Origin of the sequence: Shewanella submarina (assembly GCF_042646185.1) — a bacterium.
GTDB lineage: Bacteria > Pseudomonadota > Gammaproteobacteria > Enterobacterales > Shewanellaceae > Shewanella > Shewanella corallii.
In genome coordinates this window covers 659341-675760 of sequence record NZ_JBHRTD010000006.1, presented here as the reverse complement: position 1 = coordinate 675760, position 16420 = coordinate 659341, and the positions used below count along the sequence as shown (strand labels likewise).

At 50.3% G+C, this 16420-nt stretch carries 15 protein-coding genes; 3 read left to right on the top strand and 12 right to left on the bottom strand.

Features of this window, described 5'->3' with window-relative positions:
• Positions 1-31 precede the first annotated feature (31 nt).
• The 9 genes from ACFOE0_RS05980 to murJ form a co-directional block, all read right to left on the bottom strand.
• Positions 32-469 (bottom strand): pilus assembly PilX family protein, encoded by a 438-nt coding sequence (locus tag ACFOE0_RS05980; protein ID WP_248935031.1) that lies wholly within the window; start codon positions 467-469, stop codon positions 32-34.
• Positions 470-480: 11 nt separating this feature from the next.
• Positions 481-1461, bottom strand: coding sequence for a PilW family protein (locus ACFOE0_RS05975; RefSeq protein ID WP_248935530.1), 981 nt, complete (start codon positions 1459-1461; stop codon positions 481-483).
• 9 nt (positions 1462-1470) lie between these two features.
• Positions 1471-2034: a type IV pilus modification protein PilV gene (gene pilV / locus ACFOE0_RS05970; RefSeq protein WP_248935032.1), complete on the bottom strand. Its 564-nt coding sequence runs from the start codon at positions 2032-2034 to the stop codon at positions 1471-1473.
• A 262-nt stretch (positions 2035-2296) separates the two neighbouring features.
• Positions 2297-3226 (bottom strand): 4-hydroxy-3-methylbut-2-enyl diphosphate reductase, encoded by a 930-nt coding sequence (gene ispH, locus ACFOE0_RS05965; protein ID WP_205407294.1) that lies wholly within the window; start codon positions 3224-3226, stop codon positions 2297-2299.
• A gap of 39 nt (positions 3227-3265) precedes the next feature.
• Positions 3266-3685 (bottom strand): FKBP-type peptidyl-prolyl cis-trans isomerase, encoded by a 420-nt coding sequence (gene fkpB / locus ACFOE0_RS05960; protein ID WP_248935033.1) that lies wholly within the window; start codon positions 3683-3685, stop codon positions 3266-3268.
• A 4-nt stretch (positions 3686-3689) separates the two neighbouring features.
• Positions 3690-4229 (bottom strand): signal peptidase II, encoded by a 540-nt coding sequence (gene lspA, locus ACFOE0_RS05955; protein WP_115135959.1) that lies wholly within the window; start codon positions 4227-4229, stop codon positions 3690-3692.
• Positions 4230-4257: 28 nt separating this feature from the next.
• Entirely contained in the window at positions 4258-7077 is a 2820-nt protein-coding gene (gene ileS / locus ACFOE0_RS05950) for an isoleucine--tRNA ligase (RefSeq protein WP_248935034.1), read from the bottom strand.
• Positions 7078-7119: 42 nt separating this feature from the next.
• Entirely contained in the window at positions 7120-8055 is a 936-nt protein-coding gene (gene ribF / locus ACFOE0_RS05945; protein WP_115135737.1) for a bifunctional riboflavin kinase/FAD synthetase, read from the bottom strand.
• A gap of 55 nt (positions 8056-8110) precedes the next feature.
• Positions 8111-9679: a murein biosynthesis integral membrane protein MurJ gene (gene murJ, locus ACFOE0_RS05940; protein WP_248935035.1), complete on the bottom strand. Its 1569-nt coding sequence runs from the start codon at positions 9677-9679 to the stop codon at positions 8111-8113.
• Between the two features lie 247 nt (positions 9680-9926).
• On the opposite strand from murJ, the gene rpsT reads away from it, so the two are divergent.
• Positions 9927-10193 carry a 30S ribosomal protein S20 gene (gene rpsT / locus ACFOE0_RS05935; RefSeq protein ID WP_115135739.1) on the top strand — a complete coding sequence of 89 codons (267 nt, stop codon included), beginning with the start codon at positions 9927-9929 and terminating at the stop codon, positions 10191-10193.
• Positions 10194-10285: 92 nt separating this feature from the next.
• On the opposite strand, the gene ACFOE0_RS05930 is transcribed toward rpsT, so the two are convergent.
• Positions 10286-10582, bottom strand: a complete 297-nt coding sequence (locus ACFOE0_RS05930; RefSeq protein WP_115135740.1) for an ArsR/SmtB family transcription factor — start codon at positions 10580-10582, stop codon at positions 10286-10288.
• 134 nt (positions 10583-10716) lie between these two features.
• Between ACFOE0_RS05930 and ACFOE0_RS05925 the strand changes: the two genes are divergently transcribed.
• Complete coding sequence (locus ACFOE0_RS05925; protein WP_248935036.1) at positions 10717-12126, top strand: M20/M25/M40 family metallo-hydrolase; 1410 nt, start codon at positions 10717-10719, stop codon at positions 12124-12126.
• 68 nt (positions 12127-12194) lie between these two features.
• Here the strand turns inward: ACFOE0_RS05925 and yaaA are convergent, their stop codons facing one another.
• On the bottom strand, positions 12195-12968 hold the full coding sequence (yaaA, locus tag ACFOE0_RS05920) for a peroxide stress protein YaaA (protein ID WP_248935037.1): 774 nt from the start codon (positions 12966-12968) through the stop codon (positions 12195-12197).
• Positions 12969-13087: 119 nt separating this feature from the next.
• Positions 13088-14530, bottom strand: coding sequence for an alanine/glycine:cation symporter family protein (locus ACFOE0_RS05915; protein ID WP_248935038.1), 1443 nt, complete (start codon positions 14528-14530; stop codon positions 13088-13090).
• A 677-nt stretch (positions 14531-15207) separates the two neighbouring features.
• On the opposite strand from ACFOE0_RS05915, the gene ACFOE0_RS05910 reads away from it, so the two are divergent.
• The gene (locus tag ACFOE0_RS05910) at positions 15208-16320 is read left to right on the top strand and encodes an OmpA family protein (RefSeq protein ID WP_248935039.1); all 1113 of its coding nucleotides are present in this window, start codon (positions 15208-15210) and stop codon (positions 16318-16320) included.
• Positions 16321-16420: the final 100 nt, after the last annotated feature.

The following is a 16420-nucleotide window of genomic DNA, read 5'->3' as shown; positions in this document are numbered from 1 at the left end:
CCCTGCTAGATATCGTCTGAAAAACATAACTTTAGCTTCCTGTTAAAACCTCTTGTTCTACTCCGGTAACCACGCTCAAACGTCCCAAATTGTCGCGGCCAAATTTCGCCTCGGTGGTAATTTCCATCCGACGGCAACTAATCAAATTGGTACTACTGGCATCTGCACTTCGCTGGCAGTTAACATCGCCAAATTCGCTCGGCACAATCACACTGCTGGCATTGGGGAAAGTGGCGTCCGCCGGCACAGGGATATCATTATCAATATTTGCCATATTGCTCCCCTGATTGTTATTTATCGCCCGCGCTTGTGCGCCCTGAGCCGCAGCCAGCGCCTCAACACGCTCAGAACCTGCCCCCGCCATTCTCAGGCTCTGGCTGGAGTTCACCGCCAATGCCACGCCAATAACTGTCATCATCAGCAATACAATCAAAGAGAAAAACAGCACCACACCTTGTTGTTTTTTCATGATATCCAGACCTAATTTCGTATCAACACAGGGTTTTCCAGCACTATGGTTGATGCAACCACTTTACGGCGGAAGTTGTCATTAAAGGGGTCAAGCGTCTGATCACCTAACTGATAAACAGACTCATTGGTATATCCGGGATCCGGCTCGATAGAACGGATAAGCAAAAACACTCTCAGAGCAACCAGACGCTGGAAGAGTTCGTTGTCCCACATCAATGTGGTGACATTCTGGGAAGGCATATAGGTATCAGCAGTGTCATCGCCATCGTTATCGAAGCCATAGAGGATCTGCATGTTTTCGACCCCCTCAACCAACTGCTCATCGTTCGCTGAGCCCATTCCTGCACCAACGGTTAACACCCTGCGGCGCAATGAAGGGACACCATTGTCATCGTTCCTGAGGTAATAGACATGGTGCTGATATTCCCAGAATCTGCCATTCTCCAGCGCAGGAGCGCCTTGATCACCTGTAAAAATAACAGCCTGATTGGCAGTGGTTCCTATGTAATACCGATTGGTATTCAGCGCAGGTGGATCGCCGGCATCAGGCCCCAGCAAACGTTTAATCTGAATAACATCTGTGCCTGCCAACACATCGGTCAAACAAGCCAATGAGTTGCCATCTCCCTGCTGAAACCCCCACAGGCGTCTGAAATGCGCAGCAGTGGTATTGGGCAAGGTCGCATTATTGACCCCGGCACCAACACAATCGTTGGCAGGAGCTGCAGCATCCAACTGAGTATTACCACCGGGAATTAGCTCGGTCCCTGTGATATCACCGAAAAAGCCCAGCTGGCTGAGATCCGGCTCCATCAATGCCAATGCTATCCGGCCGTTTTCCTGTAACTGGTTAAACTGACTGGTGGTGGTGACATTGCCCGAAGACATGCTGAACATGGTAAATACACCCAGGGTCAGGAACAGGCCTATGACCATGGCTACCATCAATTCAACCAATGACAGTCCCTGTTGATACTTGCTCACTTGCATTCCCTTCATCTAAATAATCACGGTCGTGACTTCATAGGCCCGGCGCTTGGCCGCGTCACTGCCATTGGTGAACGCACACTGACCGAACTTGGCCACCGCCGCACTGCCATCGCTGACAGCACGAATACCCCGCCAACTGATGATCACTGTCACCTCTCCTGTTGCACCATCAACCAAAACACATCCCTGAGCATTGTCCAGGCCACCCACATTGGCGTTATTGACGACCTCTGTGCTCCCGGTAAACAAAGACTCCCACTGATAGAGGTCCCAGGCCTGGGTCTGTGCATTGTCACAAACCACGTTCGCCCCGACCGCGACGTCGCAACTGACGGGAGGCACAGCGAGTCCACCGGTATAAGTCCCGGCATAGCTGAGCAGTTGCCCCCGGTTGAGTTTCATACGATTAATAATGTCAGAGGCCAGGTAAGCAGCCTGAGTTTGCTGAAATGACTCGTAGCTGCCACGTTTGGCAACCACATGAAGATTGAATATTCCGATCAACCCTATGGTCAGGATGATCAAGGCGACCAGTACCTCAATCAAGGAAAATCCGGAATTAGAGCGACTCATGGTGTCAAATCTCCTGAAATCGCCAGTTTTCTGACGGTGTCCTTTGAATGTTTTCGTTATAATTCTGCTAATTAGTACAATAGTACTCGAGTTAATGCTATATGACTAGAATGTAAATCGCCAGCAACATTGACATCTAAAATAACCACGATTTTCAGCATTTGGCACTACCCAGTCAGATGTAAATCATCCCTTCTGAGTGATAAATATAAAAAAAGAGGCCGAAGCCTCTTTTTATTTCAGTAACGAAAAAAATTTCTTATCAGCGAAGTTCAGCCGGAACGGCGAATACAACGTCCTCTTTGCGCCCTTCAACTTCTGTTATGACGCTTGGAGCCCGCTGCGCAATAGCTTCAACAACCTGTTGAACCAGAACTTCAGGGGCCGAAGCACCTGCAGTCACCGCAACTTTAGCCACACCGTCAAACCAGGCTGCATCTACATCATCTTTGTTGTCGACCAGATAGGCCTGAGTGCCAGCCTTCTGAGCCAGTTCCCGCAGACGATTGGAGTTGGAGCTGTTTTTAGAGCCAACAACAATCAGAAGGTCGACGTCTGAGGCCATCTTGCGCACCGCATCCTGACGGTTTTGAGTGGCATAACAGATATCATCCTTACGCGGACCTTCAATAGATGGGAACTTGGCCTGCAGCGCCTCAATCACATCCATAGTGTCATCGACAGACAGAGTAGTTTGGGTCACAAAGCACAGGTTGTCAGGATTTTTTACTTCCAGCGCGGCAACATCTTCAGGCGACTCAACCAGATACACACCGCCATCAGAGTTACTGTACTGACCCATGGTACCTTCCACTTCCGGATGCCCCTCGTGGCCAATCAAAATACACTCGATGCCCTTACGGCTTGCACGGGTCACCTGCAGATGCACCTTGGTTACCAGAGGACAGGTCGCATCAAACACCTTAAGGCCACGACGTTTGGCCTCGGCACGAACCGCCTGAGAAACGCCATGGGCGCTGAAGATCACGATGCTGTCGTCCGGTACCTGATCAAGCTCTTCAACAAACACCGCCCCTCTGTCCTTCAGGTTTTGTACAACATATCTGTTATGTACAACCTCGTGACGAACATAGATAGGCGGAGAAAACAGCTCAAGTGCGCGCTCAACGATACTGATAGCCCGATCCACACCGGCACAGAAACCACGTGGATTAGCCAGCATAATATTCAGCTTGGCACTTTCAGGGATTTGAGTTGGGTCTTGCATAAATTAAAGTACCTGCATCACTTCAAGTTCGAAGGTCACCTTCTGTCCTGCCAGTGGATGGTTCAAATCCACAGTCACTGAATCTCCAGCGACTTCACGGATAATACCGGGGATTTCAGCGCCTCCGGGACCGGCAAAGCTGACTATCACACCGGGTTCCAGCTCCATATCGGCAGCAAAGCGTGTCCTGTCGAGATGATGAATAGCATCAGGATTGGCCTCACCAAAAGCATCTGCAGGTTCCAGGGTAAAGCAGTGCTTATCCCCTTCAGCTAAACCATTAAGCTGGGCTTCAAATGCCGGGCTCAGACTGCCATCGCCGATATTCAATCTGGCTGGCTTTCCTGACGCCTTGGTACTGTCTGCTGTGGAACCATCAGACAGCAAAATATTCATATGACACAAAAGTGCACGCTCAGACATCCAGTTACTCCTTAACTGCGGGATCCGTGTCTTTTTCTTGTTTAGGCGCATTATCTTGTGGTGCACGGAAAGCATCCCAGATAATCAAGGCTGCCCCTACACAAATGGCCGAGTCGGCGATATTGAAGGCCGGGTAGTGGCTGGTCTTGTAATAGAAGTCCAGAAAATCCACCACATAGCCGTGCATCAGGCGATCAATCAGATTACCCAATGCTCCGCCAATCACCAGGGTATACGCCAGATTCAAGCGCCATTCGGACTTACTCTGACGCCTCAACCACAGAGTCAATACCACGCTGAAACCTACGGCGATAACGGTAAACAGCCAACGCTGCCAACCACCGGCGTCGCTCAAAAAGCTGAACGCCGCACCATAGTTTCGTACATAAGTAAAATTGAAGAATGGCAGAATCTTAATTGACTCATAAAGGTCAAAATTCGCCAATACCCATTGTTTGGAAAGCTGGTCTGCGAGGAAGACCAGCACCACTACCCAGTACCAGCGCAAGCCGCTGTCACGCCAGCTTGCGGGGCCCTTGTCCATACTATCGGCCATAGTGGTGCTCTCCAAATCAGGCGAACTGGCGATCTTCGCCTTCGCCTTCAATGTTGGTTACACAGCGCTGACACAGAGTTTCGTGTCCGGCGATGGTGCCCACTTCTTCACGGAAGTGCCAGCAACGCTCACACTTCTGGCCTTCGCTCTTGGCGATAGACAGCTTAAGAGAAGCCAGCTCAGTTTCTACGGCATCAGTCGCATCAGCCAAAGGCAGTACAGTCACCTTGGAGGTCAGCAGCACAAAGCGCAGCTCATCGCCAATCTTGGCCAGTTCAGCAGCCAGAGCTTCATCTGCATACAGAGTGACTTCAGCTTCCAGTGAACCACCAATACGCTTGTCACGACGTGCCTGTTCAATCACCTTGTTCACTTCGCCACGAACGGTCAGCAGCTGCTGCCAGTACTCGTCGCTCAGGTCAGAGTCCAAAGTCACGGACTTAAGACCGTCATACCAGTGTTGGGTGAACACATAGTTTTCACGCTGGCCTGGCAGCAACTGCCAGATTTCATCAGCGGTGAAGCTCAGGATTGGGGCAATCCAACGAACCATAGCTTCGGAGATCAGGTACAGAGCAGACTGACAGCTGCGGCGGGCATGACCTTCGCGCTTGGCGGTGTACTGACGATCCTTGATGATATCCAGATAGAAAGCGCCCAGTTCAACAGAGCAGAACTGCATCAGCTTCTGGGTCACAATGTGGAACTGGTACTTATCATAAGCAGCCAGCAGCTCTTCCTGCAGTGCAGCCGCGCGACGAACCACCCAGCGATCCAGGGCAACCATCTCTTCCATCGCAATCATGTCAGTTTCAGGGTTGAAACCGTTCAGGTTTGCCAGCAGGAAGCGACAGGTGTTACGGATACGGCGGTAAGCATCGGCGCTGCGATTCAGGATCTCATCAGATACTGTCATCTCGCCGCTGTAGTCAGTGGCAGCAACCCACAGGCGCAGGATGTCGGCACCCAGCTTGTTGGTCACCTGCTGTGGCGCAATCACGTTACCGATAGACTTGGACATCTTGCGGCCCTTGCCATCTACAGTGAAGCCGTGGGTCAGAACCTGTTTGTATGGCGCCTTGCCATTCATGGCGGTAGACAGCATCAGAGACGACATAAACCAGCCGCGGTGCTGGTCCGAACCTTCCAGATACAGGTCAATATCGGCACCATGGAATTCAGGACGGGCTGCAACCACTGTCTCGAAGGTAGAACCAGAGTCATACCATACGTCCAGAGTATCGGTCACTTTGCGGTACTGATCCGCTTCATCACCCAGCAGCTCTTTCTCGTCGAGATCCCACCATGCCTGGATACCTTCCTGCTCTACGCGGTTGGCAACTCGCTGCATCAGAGATACTGACTCAGGGTGCAGCTCTTCAGTGTCGCGATTAACGAACAGAGTGATAGGCACACCCCAGGTACGCTGACGCGAAATACACCAGTCAGGACGGTTCTCTACCATCTTCTCGATACGGCTCTCACCCCATTCAGGGATCCACTGGGTATCTTTAATCTCAGTCAATGCCTGGCTGCGCAGACCCTTGTTATCCATTGAGATGAACCACTGTGGTGTGGCACGGAAGATAATTGGGGTCTTGTGACGCCAGCAGTGTGGATAGCTGTGACGGTAAGCTTCATAGTGCAGCAGAGCGCCGGTTTCTTTCAGCTTCTCAACTACAGCATCGTTAGCTTTAAACACGTGCATACCGGCGAAGAACTCAGTGTCCGCCTTGTAAACGCCGTTGTCACCAACCGGGTTAGCGACTTCAATGCCGTACTTCTGACCCACAACAAAGTCATCCTGGCCATGGCCAGGTGCAGTGTGCACGATACCAGTACCCGCATCTGTGGTCACATGGTCACCCAGAATGGCAGGTACGTCGAAGGCGTAGAATGGGTGCTTGAAGCGAACCAGCTCCAACTCTTTGCCCTGAACGCGGCCCAGCACTTCAAAAGACTCGGCGCCAAAACGACTCAGACAGGCTTCATGCAGAACATCAGCCAGGATCAGTGCACGGGTTTGACCTTCAACTTCATACTGAACCAGTACATAGTCCAGCTCGGGAGCGATAGACAGAGCGCGGTTGGCAGGCAGAGTCCATGGGGTGGTCGTCCAGATCACCATAGACACAGGCAAGGCAAAGCCTTCTACGCCAAACCTGGCGGCAACGGCAGCACTGTCAACAGCTTCAAATGCTACATCGATAGCAGGAGAAGTCTTGTCTTCGTATTCAACTTCCGCTTCAGCCAGGGCCGAACCACAATCGGTACACCAGTGAACCGGCTTAACACCTTTGTTCAGATGACCGTTTTCAATCACTTTAGACAGAGAGCGAATGATGTTGGCTTCAGTGGCAAAATCCATAGTCAGGTATGGCTTGTTCCAGTCGCCCAGCACACCCAAACGGATGAAATCTTCTTTCTGACCTTCAACCTGAGTACGGGCATACTTGCGGCACTCTTCACGAAACTCACCGGCAGAGATCTTCTGGCCTGGCTTACCGACCTTCTGCTCAACCTTCAGCTCGATTGGCAGGCCGTGACAGTCCCAACCAGGAATATAAGGCGCGTCAAATCCAGACAGGGTCTTGGACTTGATAATAATGTCTTTCAGGATCTTGTTTACAGAGTGACCAATATGAATGCTGCCGTTGGCGTATGGAGGGCCGTCATGCAAAATAAAAGGCTTGGCACCGGTGCGGCTTTCACGGATTTGTTGATACAGGCCGTCCTGGGTCCAGCGCTTCAACATTTCCGGCTCACGGTTGGCCAGATTGCCTCGCATCGGAAACTCGGTTTCCGGCAAATTCAAAGTAGATTTATAGTCGCTCATTGATCCTATACCATTAATTCAGCAGTCAAAATTGCTGCTGATTCAGCTAGCGTCGTTGTTAAATAAAGCCTTGGCTTCATCCACATCTTTTAAGATTTGTTGTTTCAGTGCATCCAGGGACAGGAAAGGCTGTTCATCCCGGATTTTGGCCACCAGTTCCACTTCAATTTGTTTGCCATAGATGTCGCCATCAAAATCAAACAAATGAACTTCCAACTGGCATCTCTGGCCATTCACTGTGGGGCGGAAACCAATATTGGCCACCCCTTCATAGATATCGCTGTCCTGCCACCAGGCTTTGATGGCAAATACGCCACGTACCGGCACCACTTTACGTTTCAGTGCCACGTTGGCGGTCGGGAATCCAATAGTGCGGCCAATCTTCTGACCGTGCGCCACTTTACCACTGATGGCAAAAGGATGTCCCAATAATCGCCGCGCCTGCTCGAGATTACCTTTGGCCAACTCATTACGAACCGCAGTTGAACTGACCCTGTGGTCACCGATTAAAAAGCTCTCAGTGCTGTCCACGGCAAAACCGTTCTGTTCTCCGGCGCGACACAACATGTCAAAATCACCACGACGATTCTTGCCAAAACAAAAGTCATCGCCAATCACCAGATACTTAATGCCCAGCTGTTTGACCAATAATTGGTCGACAAACTCGTCGGCATCTATGTTGGCGAACTTATGGTTAAAATTGACACAAATCACCCTGTCGACACCCAACTCTTCCAGCAGCAAGAGTTTATCCCGCAACAGACTAAGACGGGCCGGCGCTTCCGCCCCCCGAAACAGTTCCTGAGGTTGGGGTTCAAACAACATGACAGTCGCAGGCAATTTATACTGCTCGGCCTTGGCGAGCAACTTGGCGATAACCTTGGCATGGCCACGGTGTACGCCGTCAAAGTTCCCGATCGTCAGCACACAGCCATGGTGTGCCGGCAAAATATTGTAAATCCCGCGGATAAGTTCCATGTTTTTTGCTATTCCACGACCGCTCAACGTAAATTGGCGGATTATATCTCAGCTGTTATTCAGAATCAGCACCAGCTTTCAATTTCCAGGGACGAATCCCCATAAATATCAAACTAAGTACATATACCGCAGCACCACCCAGAATCAGTTTGGTCAGCTCCAGCCCACGTTGACCTATGTGCCAATCCAGCCAGATTTGCTGCTCAGGTAACATATAGAGCAAGACTACCACCATTGCAGCAGTCGCCAGCACAACTTTTGCGAAGAACACCCAGGTTCGACGGCTGAATTGGTATACCTGTTTCTGTTTCAAACCATGATAAAGCAAGCTGGCATTCAACAGCGCCGACAAGGACGTGGCGATGGCTAAGCCGACATATCCAAAAGGCACAGCAAAGATCAGGTTGAATACCATATTGCTGACCATGGCGATGATACCGTAACGCACAGGAGTTTTGGTGTCCTGACGGGAGTAATAGCCCGGTGCCAGTACTTTCACCATCATAAAGCTCAACAGACCTGCGCCGTATGCCATCAAGGAATAGGAGGACATCTCTACATCAGATATGGTGAACGCGCCGCGCATAAAGAGCACCATCAACATGGGTTGAGCCAGCACAATCAAGCCCAGCATGGCGGGCATCCCCAGCAGCAGGATTGCCCTGACTCCCCAGTCCATAGTGGAAGCAAATCCTGCACCCTCTTCATTCACATGTTTCCTCGACAACGCAGGCAAAATCACAGTCGCGATGGCGATTCCAAATAATCCCAGAGGAAACTCAAGCAAACGGTCCGAGTAATACAACCAGCTGATTGAACCTGTTACCAGGAAACTGGCAATCAGAGTGTCCAGCAGCAGGTTAATTTGCGATACAGAGACCCCAAACAGAGCGGGTAACATCAGGGTGCGAATTTTAACCACGCCAGGGTGGTTCCAGCCCCAGGTGGGTTTGACCAGTGCGTTTTCCCTCATCAGGAACGGGATTTGAAACAGGAACTGCACCAATCCGCCCAAAAACACGCCGATACCCAGGCCTATTTCTGGCTGCTCCATACCCGGCGCAATATAAATAGCGGCACCGATAATAGCGACGTTCAAAAAAACAGGAGTAAAGGCAGATACTGCAAACCGACCACGAGCATTAAGGATAGAGCCAGCCAGAGCTGTGAAGGTGATAAACCACAGGTAAGGGAACGTAATCTTCAACACCAGTGACGCCAGCTCGAACTTGGCACCTGCAGGCTCATCATTGACCCAGGCCATAAACCAACCTGTACCAAATATTGCCGCAATCACAGGTGAGGCAATAACCCCCACCAATGTCACTATGGTGACCAGAAAACCCAAGGTACCCGCGACCTTGGAAAGCAATTCCCGGGTGGCCTCTGGCGTCTCCTTTTCCTGATACTCAGTTAATACAGGAACAAAGGCCTGAGCAAATGCACCTTCAGCAAACAATCTACGCAGGAAGTTGGGGATTTTATTGGCAAAAAAGAATACATCGGCACTGCTGCCAGCCCCCATTAAATTAGCAATTACCATATCCCTGACCAAGCCCAGGACGCGGGACACCAGGGTCATGGCACTGACGATCATGCCCGACCTCAACAACTTCTTACTCAAAATACCCCCTGAGAAGATCGAAAGATTAGCGCAGAGCCGCAAAATTTCCTTTTGGACTCTGTCACACAGCCTGAATTGCTGGTAGAATTGCGCCACATTTTACATGAGTTGGGCTGAAGATAGCCAAGCTGGGTTGGATAAATTTATCTTTATGATGGATATTCCGCCCCTGCCATTGACAAAGTGGCAGAATGCAGGCATATTCCTCGGCCTTTAAAAGTTTAATCCCATTTTTAGGAGTTGCACCTTGGCTAATAGCAAGACTGCAAAGAAGCGCGCGCTTCAATCTGAAAAGCGTCGTCAGCACAACGCCAGCCGTCGTTCTATGCTGCGTACCTACGTTAAAAAAGTAATCGCTGCTGTTAAAGCTGGCGATCACGCTGCTGCTGTTGAAGCTTTCGCTGCTGCACAACCAATCGTTGACCGTATGGCGACCAAAGGCCTGATCCACAAGAACAAGGCTGCTCGCTCTAAGGCTCGTCTGAACGCTAAGATCAAAGCACTGGCTGCTTAATCTGTCGCTCAGATAAAAAAGAACCGGCTCAGGCCGGTTTTTTTATATCCCGGAATTGCCAGGGCAAAACCGGGATTTGTTTTTTCTATACCTTACTGGCTATAGATGTCGTGCAACAGTTGAATCACTGCTTTCACTTCTTCACTTTTCAGCGAATAGTAAACTGTTTGCGCTTCCTTGCGGGTCGCCACCAGGTTGTCCTTACGCAACCATGCAAGATGTTGGGACAAGGCAGACTGGCTTAACCCCAGCTTCTTGTTCATCTCCCCTACACACATCTCACCTTCGTTGAGCAGATAGCACAGGATAAACAGACGGCGTTCATTAGCCAGTGCTTTAAGAAGGACAACAGCGTGATCAGCTCGTTGCTGCATTATTTCGATATTCATGACGAGCGTTTTCTCCTAATACAAACCCCTCACTAATATAGCTTCGCCTTACTGAGTTAGTCGGGACATAAACCACACTTTTTGCTAGATTGTTTTCAGAAATGGGATGTACGTAAAAAAATTCAGGGAAACTCATGAAAAGCAAACAAGTGATATGGCTTCCGCTGGCATTTTTAGGTCTGTTAACCGCCTGCCAATCGGACACATCAAATCTTAAAAATCAAAATGTTGCGTTGCAATTGCAGCAAAAAGCTCTCGCTTCCGACCTTGGATATCAAATTGTCGAGTCGCTGACTGTTGAAGTCGGTCCACGTATGGCCGGCACAGAGAAGGACATACAGGCTGTTAACTGGGCTGTAACCAAGTTAGAGAGTCTGGGATTCGATAAAGTCTATAAAGAAGCGGTTGAAGTTCCGGTTTGGGTGCGGGGTGATGCGAGTGCCTATGTGACCGCACCATTTACTCAGCCTTTGGTGATTACCGCCTTGGGAGGCAGCGTCGCCACGCCGGAGAAAGGCGTCACCGCCGAAATTGTCAGATTCGACACACTCGATGCGCTGAAAGCCGCATCAACACAAGAGGTCGAGGGTAAAATCGTCTTTATCGACCACAAGACCGAACGCCATATCGATGGCAAAGGCTATGGCATTACCGTAAGGGGACGCAGTAAGGGGGCAGTAACCGCCGCAGAAAAAGGCGCAGTCGCCATCGTCATCCGCTCCATAGGCACTGACAGCGACCGCATGGCTCACACCGGCATGATGCGTTACAAAGAGGGCGTGCCACGCATTCCGGCTGCAGCCATGTCCAATCCTGATGCTGACCTGATTAATGGCATGCTGAAGCGAACAGACTCAGTCACGCTGCAACTCTATCTGTCGCCAGAAAGTCGCGGTACAGCCACATCCTACAATGTTATTGCTGAAGTTACCGGCAGCAGTAAACCCGAAGAAATCGTACTGATAGGCGCCCATCTGGACTCCTGGGATGAAGGCACGGGAGCCATTGACGACGGCGCAGGTGTCGGCATTGTCACAGCAGCGGCCAAGCTGATTCAGGAGCTGCCACAAAAACCCGCCAGAACCGTGCGTGTGGTGCTCTATGCCGCAGAAGAGATTGGACTTGTAGGTGGCAAAGCCTATGCCAGGGACCACCAGCAAGAGCTGGCCAAACACTATATCGCAGCCGAGTCAGATTTTGGTGCGGGACGCATATACCGCCTGGATGTCAGAGTTAATGATAGTGCCTTCGCCGATATCCAGTCACTTACCGGCGTTATGGCAGAAAATGGCGTGATGCCGGGTAACAACGAAGCCAATGGAGGTCCTGATGTCTCTATGCTGCCTGACTATGGCGTGCCGGTCGCGACCTTGAGACAGGATGGGCGGGACTATTTTGACTATCATCATACGCCCAATGACACTCTGGATAAGATAGATCCCGCTGCACTGGCGCAGAATGTCGCAGCCTACGCCCAATTCGCCTGGCTGATGGCACAGTCTGAGGTTGAGCTTCGCCCTATTCCCGCTAAGCAGGATAAGTAAAGGATCACTGCTTCAGGCAAACAAAAAGCGGCCAATGGCCGCTTTTTTATATCTGCAATCGAGCCTGATTACTGCTCATCCCGCAGAAATACCGGTGACAGCTCAGTAGACTCAGCCTCACAGTAATAGTAACCGGCCACATCAAACTGCTTCAGAGCATCCAGGCTCTTGATATCATTTTCGATAATGTACCTTGCCATCATGCCCCTGGCTTTCTTGGCAAAGAAGCTGATCACCTTGTACTGGCCATTCTTCAAATCCTTGAATACCGGCGTCACGATTCTCCCAGCGACTTTGGCTGGCTTAACCGCCTTGAAATATTCATTGGACGCCAGGTTTACCAGTATGTCGTCGCCCTGCTCTGCCAGTGCCTGGTTAATTTCGTCAGTGATGACTTCCCCCCAGAAGGCATAAAGGTTCTTACCCTTTGGATTGGCCAGCGAAGTCCCCATTTCCAGGCGGTACGCCTGCATCAGATCAAGCGGCTTGAGCAGTCCATAAAGTCCGGACAATATCCGCAGGTGCTGCTGGGCCTTATCTATACTTGCAGGTGACAAGGAATCTGCATCCAGGCCTGTATATACATCACCCCGGAAGGCATACAGAGCTTGTTTGGCATTTTCAGGCGTAAAGTCAGGATGCCACTCGGTAAAGCGGGCTACGTTCAGGCCAGCAATTTTATCGCTGACCTTCATTAGCGAAGCGATATCTGCCGGCGTCAGCTCGCGACAAACAGAGATCAATTCCTGGCTGTATTCCAGCAAAGTGGGTTGAGTGTATTTGTCCGTTCCCGCAGGGTTGTCATAATCCAGCGTTTTAGCCGGTGAAACCACAATCAGCATGTTGCTGCCTCCATATCATCAATAGTTCAATCATACTGAATAGATACGAAAAAACCACGCACACTGGGCGTGGTTTTTCAGATGCCCCCGTCCGGTTTTACCGAACAGGGTCAGCCTAATCAGGCTTTATCAGAGCTTTGTTTGGACAAATCCTGCCAAACATCCTCTTCAACCTGACCGTTCAGTTCAGGGAACTTGCTGCGATCGAACTCTGGCGTCTTACCGGCGCGTACCTGATCGCGGTAGTCATTGATCACGCGCACAGCCAAACCGGACAGCAGCAACAGCGCGATAATGTTCACTGTGGCCATCAAGCCCATAGATACGTCAGCCAGGTTCCAAACCAGGCTGATCTTGGCTACGGCACCAAACATCACCATGCCCAGCACACAGATGCGGAACAGAGGCAACACACCTTTACGGTTTCCGGACAGGAACAGCACGTTGGTCTCAGCATAGGAGTAGTTGGCGATGATAGAAGTAAAGCAGAACAGCAAAATCGCTACAGCTACGAAGCCACCACCCAGTACACCAACATGTTCAGTCATGGCGGTAATGGTCATCTTGATACCGTCGGCACCGGCAGTCACATCGCCGGACAACAAAATAATTGCTGCAGTGGCAGTACAGATAACGATAGTGTCAGAAAACACGCCCATCATCTGCACAAAACCCTGAGAAGCCGGATGATTTGGGTTTGGTGATGCACTGGCCGCTACGTTGGCCGCCGAGCCCATACCCGCTTCGTTAGAGAACAAGCCACGGGCAATACCCGACTGCATCGCCTGAGCAACGGTGTAAGCAACACCACCGGCCGCAGCTTCCTGCCAACCAAAGGCACTCTTGATAATCAACTCAAATACCGCTGGCAGCTTCTCAATGTTCATCGCCACCACCACAAAGGCGATCAGAATGTAGGCCAGAGCCATCACAGGGACGATGATTTCAGAGACTTTGGCTACCTTACGCAAACCGCCAACGATAACGAAAGCAGAGGTGATAACCAGGAAAATACCCATATACAGTGGGCTGATATCGAACACAACTTCCATCGCACCGGTAATAGTGTTCGCCTGTACAGCGTTAAACACCAGACCAAAAGCGATGATCAGGAAGATAGAGAACAGCACGCCCATCCAGCGTTGGCCCAGACCTTTTTCCATATAGTAAGCAGGACCACCACGGAACTGACCTTCGGCATCACGGGTTTTGTAAACCTGTGCCAGAGTCGATTCCACCATGGCAGTGGCCATACCCAACATGGCAATCAGCCACATCCAGAACACAGCACCAGGGCCACCGGCACCAATTGCCACAGCCACACCAGCCATGTTACCCGCACCTACACGGGCAGCCATACTGGTACAAAATACCTGAAATGAAGACAAACCACTGTCACAGCCCTGGCGGCTCATAGACATGATTTTGATTGAGTGTTTGAAGTAGGTGATTTGAATAAACGCCAATCTCAGCGTGAAAAACAATCCGGCACCGACCAGTCCGTATACCAGAAGCTTGCCCCATAGCAATGCGTTCAGGAAATTTACTGTTGTTTCTAACATATCGTTTTACTTCTTCCCGTACCAAGGCGCCGCGGAAGCCTTCAGCTCCGGCAGTGCTTGTAGTGAATGAATCCTTCCAAATGAAAAGACCTGGATAGCAGTTTGCTGTTATTCAAGTTATCAATCCGCGAGCATGTTTTGTCACGGTTACTGCATCCGACGGGGCAAAATAGCATAGTCATTTCCAAAATCCGCATGATCAAGTTCACAATTAACCATTTTACCGACACTGACATCACAGCCCCTGAACACAGTTAGCCATACTTTCCAACAAACCAACATCAGGATCACAGATCTGACAAAGCCGGGACAAAGCACTGATCAGGCAGGGTGGGAGCCGTTCAGTTTATGTTAATCAAGTGGCCGTCAGACTTGTAGATTAGAAAAAGGTGAAGCAAAGGGTACAACATCCTGCTTCAACATAAAACCGCCACAGGAGGGCCAGGGAAGACAGAATAAAAAGAAAGTGAATGTATATTGTCAACCATGATCAAGAACAACAAAAGACCAACAGATGGCCCACTTTTTGTTGCCATTGGTCATTTATATGTAACAATGTACGGGCAAAAACATATTTGCGGGGGTAATTCACTATACTTCCAAGCCCACCCAGCAAATCGTGAAACGGAGATTCTGCAGTTCGATATTTCCGCATCGACATCAATAATGGAGAAGATATGATGAACAGAATGCTATCTGTTGCGTTGCTGTCTGCGTTGATCCCTGCCTCTTTGGCAGCCAATGCAAAAGACGATGATGGTCTGAGCCCCTGGTATATCGGTGCCGGTGTTGGCGTCAACGACTATGAGTACAACTTCCCTGATAAGATCAATCAGGAAGATGACCCCTATGCATGGGAAGCCTTCGTCGGTTATCAGATGAGCGAGCACTATGCCTTCGAAGTAGGCTATCGCAATCTTGGACGTGCGACCTGGGTGGACTGGTCAAACAATCAAAATGATGCCGGCGCCCGCGGTCTGAGCCTGAGTCTGGTAGGCACAATTCCCATCTATGGTGATTTCCACGCCATCGCCGAAGCCGGTGCCATGCACTACACCTTAAAGAACAACCGTAACTGGGGTGCCAACCAATACAGTGATTCAGGCTGGTCTCCCTATGCTGGTCTGGGTTTAGGTTACTATATTACTGACAATATCCAGCTGGCTGCCAAATACCGTCGTTACGGTAATCTGGAAGATGACAGATATAACACTCTGGATATGGACAGTAACTACTGGGGTGCAACCATCGCTTACCGCTTTGGCAGTACCAGTAAACCTGCTCCGACCCCGCCACCGGTTGTAGAAGAAGTGGTTATCACTGATGCTGACCAGGATGGTGTACCGGATCGTGTAGATCAGTGCCCGGATACGCCTGCTGAATATATGGTAGACAGCAACGGCTGTACTGTGTTCGAAGAGACTGTTCAGAACCTGCATATTGATGCGAAGTTTGCCAACAACTCAGCAGATCTGGATAAGTCCTCTATGGATGAAGTCGCTATGCTGGCTGAATTTATGAAGCAAAATCCAAAGTCTACCGTGCTGATTAAGGGCTTTGCTTCCAATACCGGTAACCCTGACTACAATATGAAGTTATCGCAGCGCCGCGCCGAGTCTGTAGCAAGAGCGCTTGAAACTGAGTTTGGTATTGAAGCAAGCCGTATCTCTGCCCGTGGTTATGGTATTACCCAGCCACTGATCCCTGGCACCTCAAAAGAGGCCAATGAAGCGAACCGTCGTATCGAAGCAGATGTGACTGTCGTAGATATGGTACCTACGTCAAGGTAATTCAATTTCAAAAAATTGATAATTAGATCAAGCCGCTGCCAGTCAGCGGCTTTTTTGTTGGGAGATCCCCTGCACTTTTATCATCACAGGCAGTAAACTG